We start from the raw sequence: 2,134 nt of genomic DNA, 5'->3' as shown, positions 1-2,134 counted from the left end.
GCGCGCATGCAGTTCTTCCAGCGGCGGCTGGGCGCCGCCTTGCGGCCAGCCCGCCGTCAACACCACGCCATCGGCACCATAGTCGCTGGCATCCACCGGCACATCGTAGCCGCTCAACCAGTGGCGAACATCGGCTTCATGGGCGAAGCCGACCTTCAGACGCCTGGGCGTGCGCGGCGTGAAGGTCGTGGTGGGCAGGTGCTCGAGGGCCTCGAGCACCGCGCGGCTGTATGCGCGCGCCAGGCCGCCGGTGCCCAGCTTGATGCCGCCGAAGTAGCGGATCACCACACAGGCCACCTGGCCGACGCCACTGCCTTCGAGCACCTGATACATCGGCCTGCCAGCAGTGCCGCCCGGCTCGCCATCATCGGAGAAGCCGATGGCATTCTGCTCGTTGGGTGCCCCGGCGATGAACGCCGTGCAGTGATGGCGTGCGTTGGGGTGGGCGAGATGCGCCTGAGTCAGCAGTCGCGTCATGCCTTCTGGCGTCGGGGCATGGGCCAGCCAGGCGATGAAGCGGCTCTTCTCGATCTCGATGCTGTGTTCATGGTGCGCCTCGGGCGCCAGTGCCGGTATCAGATAGGTCATGGCACCATCTTACCAAAGCGTCGCCCTCAGTGAGTGACGGCATTGCCGCGCACCACGCCCATCACCATGCCCAGCACTTCGATATCGGCATTCTTGAGATAGATGGGGGCCATGCTGTCGTTGGCCGGTTGCAGGCGCACGCCGGTCTTCTCGATATACAGCTTCTTCAGCGTCACTTCCTGCTGGTTGATCATCACCACGGCGGTCTCGCCGTTCTCGGCGCTTTCGCTGCGTTCGATGATGATGATGTCGCCATCATGGATATTGCAGTTGATCATCGAATGGCCGCGCACGCGCAGGGCGTAGGTATTGCGGCGCACCATGCGCGTCGGCACGGCAACCGTACCGCAGTCGGCGATGGCTTCGATGGGCATGCCGGCGGTGATGTTGCCGAGCAGCGGGATATCCATCATGTCGCTGGCGGTGATTTCCTGCCAGGCCTGGTCATTGAGCGGCAGGTTGTGAAGACGCTGAAGGTAGTGCGGAGCGTGAAGACGTGACATGAGCTATCCCCTGATGCCGTGCGGTCGGCGCGGATGGTGCGTCGGCCTGCGGTGCAGCGTGGAGGGTCGTCAGGCTGAGTTCATCTGTCGCCTGCTAGGCTCCGCGAACATGCTGACAACGCGTTGAGCCGACCCGATCAGTCTGTGCCTGCACTCGGCAGGCGTGTGATGAAGGTACTGTATGGATACTGTTTTTGTATACAGTATCTGCATCATAGCAAGCTCTCGCGAAGTGGCAAGAGGTGAGCGGATCGACTGGCGCCAATCCAGCGAAAGTGTGTCGTATGAATGTGCACCACATGTCGCTGATATATTTCTCGAGTGCTTGACTGCCCGTCATGGCGGGGCTGCGAGGCCAGGCGATCGGCTGCTCGGTGGTCAGTGTCGACCTCAGCTCGTAGAATGGCTCGCAGTGACCCTTGGGTCTGCCTTTGATGTCGCACTCCGCGACGGCTCAGCCGCGAGAATCCGGGATGCCCAGCCAGCCTGCCAGCGATGAAGTCTGTAGCGCGCCGCCTCTGTTGGCGGTCGTGGCGCTCGGCTGTGAGCGTGATGAGCGCTGGCTGTTCGAGGGGCTGGATCTTTCGCTGCATGCGGGAGAGATCCTGCAGGTCGAGGGCCCCAATGGCAGTGGCAAGACGACCCTGCTCAAGATTCTGTCCGGTCAGTTCCATGACTACGAGGGCGAGGTGCTGTGGCGCGGCCAGCCCACCTCGCGGGTGCGTGACGACTTTCTGGGTTCACTGCTCTATCTGGGTCACCAGCCCGGCATCAAGGGCACCCTGACCGCCTTGGAAAACCTTGCCTGGTATCAGGCGCTTGGCGGTCAACCGCAGGCGACGGCAGAGGCCCGCCGCGAGCTCGCCTGGGCAGCGCTGGACGCCGTGGGGCTGGCCGGTTTCGAGGATGTGCCTGCCCAGCAGCTGTCCGCCGGTCAGCAGCGACGTATCGCGCTGGCGCGGCTGCATCTGACGCCACGCCGGCTGTGGGTGCTCGATGAGCCCTTCACCGCCATCGATCGCGACGGCGTTCAGGCGCTGGAG

3 protein-coding genes are annotated in these 2,134 nt (G+C 63.8%); 1 reads left to right on the top strand and 2 read right to left on the bottom strand.

All coding sequences use genetic code 11. The features are described from left to right. Together AC4FAH_RS12050 and AC4FAH_RS12045 are read right to left on the bottom strand one after the other, a co-directional pair. Positions 1–588 (bottom strand): IMPACT family protein (locus AC4FAH_RS12050; protein WP_490246091.1); only part of this gene is annotated, 588 nt, incomplete at its 3' end. A gap of 26 nt (positions 589–614) precedes the next feature. Then, positions 615–1,091 (bottom strand): LexA family protein, encoded by a 477-nt coding sequence (locus tag AC4FAH_RS12045; protein WP_043333703.1) that lies wholly within the window; start codon positions 1,089–1,091, stop codon positions 615–617. Positions 1,092–1,564: 473 nt separating this feature from the next. Between AC4FAH_RS12045 and ccmA the strand changes: the two genes are divergently transcribed. Beyond that, positions 1,565–2,134 (top strand): cytochrome c biogenesis heme-transporting ATPase CcmA (gene ccmA / locus AC4FAH_RS12040; protein WP_490246090.1); only part of this gene is annotated, 570 nt, incomplete at its 3' end.

This window comes from Cobetia sp., assembly GCF_983723665.1.
This window is presented reverse-complemented; position numbering and strand designations above follow the sequence as displayed.